Raw genomic sequence first — 4,951 nt, 5'->3', positions numbered from 1 at the left:
AGGATTCCTGGACCAATCCCAATCTCAAATTGGGAAATGATGTTGTAAATCTGGGAGACCAGTACCATCCCAATGTAGAACAGCTGATCTCGGAGAAGCCGGACTTTATCATCGGGTCGTCCAAATTCGACGCCCAGACGGGACTCTATGACCAGTTGAAGCAGGCCGGAATACCGGCGGCCTTCTTCAAGGTGGATTCTTTCGATGATTATCTGTCGATGCTCAAGATTATGACGGATATCACCGGCAGGTCTGACCTCTATGACAAGAACGGAATACAGGTGGGAGAGCAGATCGCGAAGGTCAAGAAGAGGGCGGACGGGTCCCATCCCAAGGTCCTTGTCATCCGGGTGGCCAGTTCCGGCGCGATCAAGGTGATGGGAAGCAAGGAGATTGTCCTGGGAGAAATCCTGAAGGACCTTGGCGCGGAGAATGTGGCCGATTCCAATGCCTCGATCAAGGGAGATTTCTCCATGGAGGCAGTGGTCGCATCCAATCCCGACTATATTTTCGCAACGACCATGGGGTCTGATACAGAGAAGGCCAAGCGGGCGGTAGATCAGACTCTCTCGTCAAGTCCGGCCTGGCAGAGCTTATCGGCAGTGAAAGAGGGACGCTTCCACATGATGGACAAGGCCCTATACCAGATTAAGCCTAACGCCAACTGGGGCAAGGCCTATGAGGGAGTCGCGGATATCCTGTTCCCGAAGAAGTGATATAAGAAATCTGAAAGAGAGGAAGAGAGTATGAGGATGGTGTTCCTCATACTCTCTTTTCTTCGGATTGATTCATGACTTTTCGGGCGGAATATCGGACCGTTTTCTACGCCTCCTTCTTGACCTTGCTGATATAGCGATAGAGGGTTGCCGTCGAGACGCCGAGTCTGGCGGAGACTTCCGGAATCGTCCCCTTGACGGAGAAGACCCCGTTCTGGTAGAGGGCTAAGACAATGCGAAGTTTCTCCCGATAAGTGAGCTTCTCGCCGGCGACATCCGACTTGCCGCTGACTCTGGAGAACATATCCTCAATGAGGGTGGACAGGTCGGAGTAGAAGGTCTCAGACCCGGTCTGCGTGATCTGACTGATCTCGACATTCTGCCCGGCATAGGAGTCCGGATGGCAGAGGCCAAAGACTTTCCGGGCCAGCTCGTGGTAGCGGGAGTCATCAAAATTGACGCAGAGCAAGCCCTCCAGGCGGCCGGTCGCCGTCTTCAGGAAGAAGGTGGAACAGCGGAGGATCTTCCCGTTGATGCCCCTGCCTTGGTAGTTGAGAATGGAGGAATTCTGCGGCAGCTGATTGGTCTGCAGGATCTTGAGGGCAACGTCGCTCAGAGGTCCGCCGACGGAGCGCCCGCTCACATGTCCGTTGCTGATTGCCAGGATGGAGTGGAGGTCGGTGAGAACGACTTCATAGTCCGGCCCCAGAGCCCGGCCCAAGAAGGAAACCAGCTGGCAGTATTGGCGAAGCTTGAAGTCTTTCATAGTCTTGTCACCTCCCTGTGCCATCAGCATAGCAGAGAATCGACACATGTGCAAAAAAATTCTTATATACTGATCTAGATTGCAAATTTACCAGGCAAAATATACAAATCAACAGGATTAAAATCGTATATAACATACAAATCGAACAATCAGAATTGAAAAAATATCCGGCAGTGATAAAATTATCTCATAAAGTTTTCAGAGGAATGTTTTCATATCGCAGAGAAAGGGGGATTTTGCAGAAGACAAGTACAGGAACCTATACCGTCCGCCAGTCGGTTCGACCCGAGGGGGGAGTCGATGACCGGGGTATGTAAATTTTTTACAGGAGGTATAACCATGGAATATCCTTTGAATGTTGAAGCACCAAAATCTTGCACACACGTTGTCCGCAATCTGCCAACAGTGACGCCGGATCAGAGACTGCGGGCCCTGCAGGCAACCCACTACAATGAATTTGCCTTCCCGGCGGGAATGCTCTACGTTGACTGCCTGTCTGATTCGGGCACGACGTCCATGACAGACTCCCAGTGGGGAGCGATGTTCTTAGGCGACGAGTCCTATGGAAGGAACAAGGGCTACTATGTTCTTCTGGACGCTTTCCGTGACGTCTGGGAGAGAGGAGACCATCAGAAGCGGGCAATTGACCTTCTTCGAAGCGGCGTCGATAAGGATGACGTAGAGAGGATGATGGATGAACTCTATTTGGTGGACACGGAGGGAGGATTCATCAACGGGGGATCCTACCAGCTGGAGAGACCCAATACCTTCATCGTTCCCCAGGGACGCTGTGCGGAGGCCCTTCTCTTCGATGTAATCAAGCCCCTTCTGGCAAGACGCTATCCGGGCAAGGTATTTACCATTCCGTCCAATGCCCACTTCGATACGACGGAAGGCAATATCAAGCAGATGGGCAGCGTGCCCCGCAATCTCTTCCACAAGGAGATCCTCTTCGAGATCCCCGAGGGCGGCAGCTATGAGAAGAACCCCTTCAAGGGAGACATGGACATTGACAAGCTCAACCAGCTCCTGGAGACGGTTGGCATTGAGAATGTTCCCCTCATCTACACGACCGTCACCAACAACTCCGTCTGCGGACAGCCCGTCTCCATGGCCAATATGAGAGCTGTCTCCGCGATTGCCCACAAGCACGGCATCCCCTTCGTTATGGATGGCGCCCGCTGGGCTGAGAACTGCTACTTCATTAAGATGAATGAGGAGGGCTATGCGGATAAGTCCATAGCAGAGATCGCTAAGGAGATGTTCTCCTACTTCGATGTGGTATCCGCTTCCCTCAAGAAGAACGGACATGCCAACATGGGCGGCCTGCTCGCCTTCCGTGACAAGGGCTACTTCTGGAAGAATTTCTCCGAATTCAACGAGGACGGGACCGTTAAAGTGGACATCGGCCACCTGCTCAAGGTGCGTCAGATCTCCGCATATGGCAACGACTCCTATGGCGGAATGTCCGGACACGACATCATGGCCCTCTGCGTTGGTCTCTATGAGGAGCAGAGATTCGAGTATCAGGATGAGCGCGTAAGACAGTGTGAATATCTGGCCCAGGGCCTGCATCACGCGGGTGTACCGGTTGTCCTTCCCGCCGGAGGCCACGGCGTCTATATCGATGTCGACAAGTTCTTCGGCTATAAGAGAGACCATGAGAGCTTTGCCGGACAGGCCCTCTCTCTGGAGATGATCCACCGGTATGGAATCCGCTGCTCAGAGCTGGGTGACTTCTCCATGGAATATGATCTCAAGACACCGGAGCAGCAGGCCGAGGTCTGCAATGTGGTTCGGCTGGCCATCAACAGAAGCCAGTACTCCAAGCAGCATATGGACTACATCATCGCTGCGGCTGCCCAGCTCTATAAGGACCGCGACACCATTCCGAATCTTAAGATTACATTCGGAAGAACGCTTCCGATGCGTCATTTCCATGCATGGCTTGAGCCCTATGAGCCGAGCAGGGAAGAACTCTGCGATCAGTAAATCATTTCCGTGGCCCTCTCCTCTTCTCAGGGGAGGAGAAGAGGAGACAGGGACCGCGAAAAGGGGGGTAATAACATGAGTGATTCAGGAGCGAGTCGTGATGGATTCTCTTCCAAAGCGGGATTCATCATGGCCTGTATCGGTTCCGCCGTCGGCATGGGAAATATCTGGAGATTCCCTATTATGGTCTCCATCTGGGGCGGAATGACTTTTTTGATTCCCTATTTTATCTGTGTTGTCCTGGTCAGTCAGACCGGTGTCATCGGAGAGATGGCCCTGGGACGCAGCGCCGCTGCCGGTCCTATGGGGGCTTTCGGGATGGCGACACAGAAGAAATTCGGCAAGCGGGCGATCGGGGAGATGATTGGCCTGATTCCCGTACTGGGGTCCCTGGCTCTGGCCATCGGCTATTCCTGTGTCGTCGGCTGGATCATCAAGTACTTCTTCCTGTCCTACAGCGGACACCTGTCGTCCCTGGGCCAGGATATGGATCAGATTGGCGGTCTTTTCGGCAAAACCGCTGTTGCCATGGGTAACAACATGTGGCTTGTCCTCGCCCTGATTCTGAACTTCGCCATCATGGCGTTAGGAGTTGCAGGCGGCATTGAGAAGGCCAATAAGTTCATGATGCCGGCCCTCTTCTTTATGTTTGTGGGACTCGCCGTCTATATCGCAACCCTGCCGGGAGCAATCTCCGGCTATCATTACATCTTCACGATTGATCCGAAGAGGCTGGCGGATCCTCTCCTCTGGATCTTCGCCTTCGGCCAGGCCTTCTTCTCCCTGTCTGTGGCGGGAAACGGAACCGTCATCTACGGATCCTACCTGTCCAAGGAGGAGGATGTGGTCTCTTCCGGACGGATCGTCGCCGCCTTCGATACTCTGGCTGCCCTTTTGGCTGCCTGTGTCATTATTCCCTCCATGGCAGCAGGCGGGGCAGACCTGTCCAAGGGCGGACCCGGTCTCATGTTCATCTGGCTGATCAATGTATTCAACGGGATGCCCGGCGGAAGAATCATCTGCATGGTCTTCTTCACCTGTGTCCTCTTCGCGGGAATCAGCTCGCTGATCAACCTCTATGAGGCCCCGGTCGCAACTCTGCAGGAGAAGCTCCACTGCAAGAGACTCCCCGCGGTATTGATCATCGGCGTCACAGGAGTGGTTGTCGCCATCGCCATTCAGGGAATCGTATCGGACTGGATGGATTTCGTCAGCAACTACATCTGCCCGACCGGAGCCTTCCTGGCGGCCCTCATGTTCTTCTGGTTCTGCGGCAAGGACTTCGTCATGGACCAGGTGACGATGGGATCCAAGCGGGGGATCGGTCCCTGGTTCGTCCCCTTGGGCAAATATGTCTACTGCTTCTTGTGCATTCTCGCTCTGATTGCGGGGATCCGCCTGGGCGGTATCGGCTGATCGAAAGGGGCTGTGAAAAAACTCCCCTAATGAAAAGAGCGTTCTCGTGCACCAAAGGTGC

Annotated in this window: 4 protein-coding genes; 3 read left to right on the top strand and 1 reads right to left on the bottom strand. The window is 53.8% G+C overall.

The window, feature by feature from the left end:
* The coding region (locus tag ACO5R6_RS07445; RefSeq protein WP_485626553.1) for an ABC transporter substrate-binding protein at positions 1-716 on the top strand (716 nt) is incomplete at its 5' end.
* A gap of 106 nt (positions 717-822) precedes the next feature.
* On the opposite strand, the gene ACO5R6_RS07440 is transcribed toward ACO5R6_RS07445, so the two are convergent.
* Positions 823-1,482 (bottom strand): helix-turn-helix transcriptional regulator, encoded by a 660-nt coding sequence (locus tag ACO5R6_RS07440; RefSeq protein ID WP_485626552.1) that lies wholly within the window; start codon positions 1,480-1,482, stop codon positions 823-825.
* A gap of 339 nt (positions 1,483-1,821) precedes the next feature.
* On the opposite strand from ACO5R6_RS07440, the gene ACO5R6_RS07435 reads away from it, so the two are divergent.
* On the top strand, positions 1,822-3,474 hold the full coding sequence (locus ACO5R6_RS07435) for a tryptophanase (RefSeq protein ID WP_485626551.1): 1,653 nt from the start codon (positions 1,822-1,824) through the stop codon (positions 3,472-3,474).
* 75 nt (positions 3,475-3,549) lie between these two features.
* Positions 3,550-4,890, top strand: a complete 1,341-nt coding sequence (locus ACO5R6_RS07430) for a sodium-dependent transporter (protein ID WP_485626550.1) — start codon at positions 3,550-3,552, stop codon at positions 4,888-4,890.
* Positions 4,891-4,951 lie beyond the last annotated feature (61 nt).

The organism is Shuttleworthella sp., assembly GCF_057251025.1.
The sequence above is the reverse complement of the archived record's forward strand: the minus strand, read 5'-3'. Positions and strand labels throughout refer to the sequence as shown.

Bases quoted from the DNA above. Each gene is read 5' to 3' on its own strand.
- ACO5R6_RS07435 (WP_485626551.1), top strand. From the start codon at position 1,822: ATGGAATATCCTTTGAATGTTGAAGCACCAAAATCTTGCACACACGTT.
- ACO5R6_RS07430 (WP_485626550.1), top strand. From the start codon at position 3,550: ATGAGTGATTCAGGAGCGAGTCGTGATGGATTCTCTTCCAAAGCGGGA.
- ACO5R6_RS07440 (WP_485626552.1), bottom strand. From the start codon at position 1,482: ATGAAAGACTTCAAGCTTCGCCAATACTGCCAGCTGGTTTCCTTCTTG.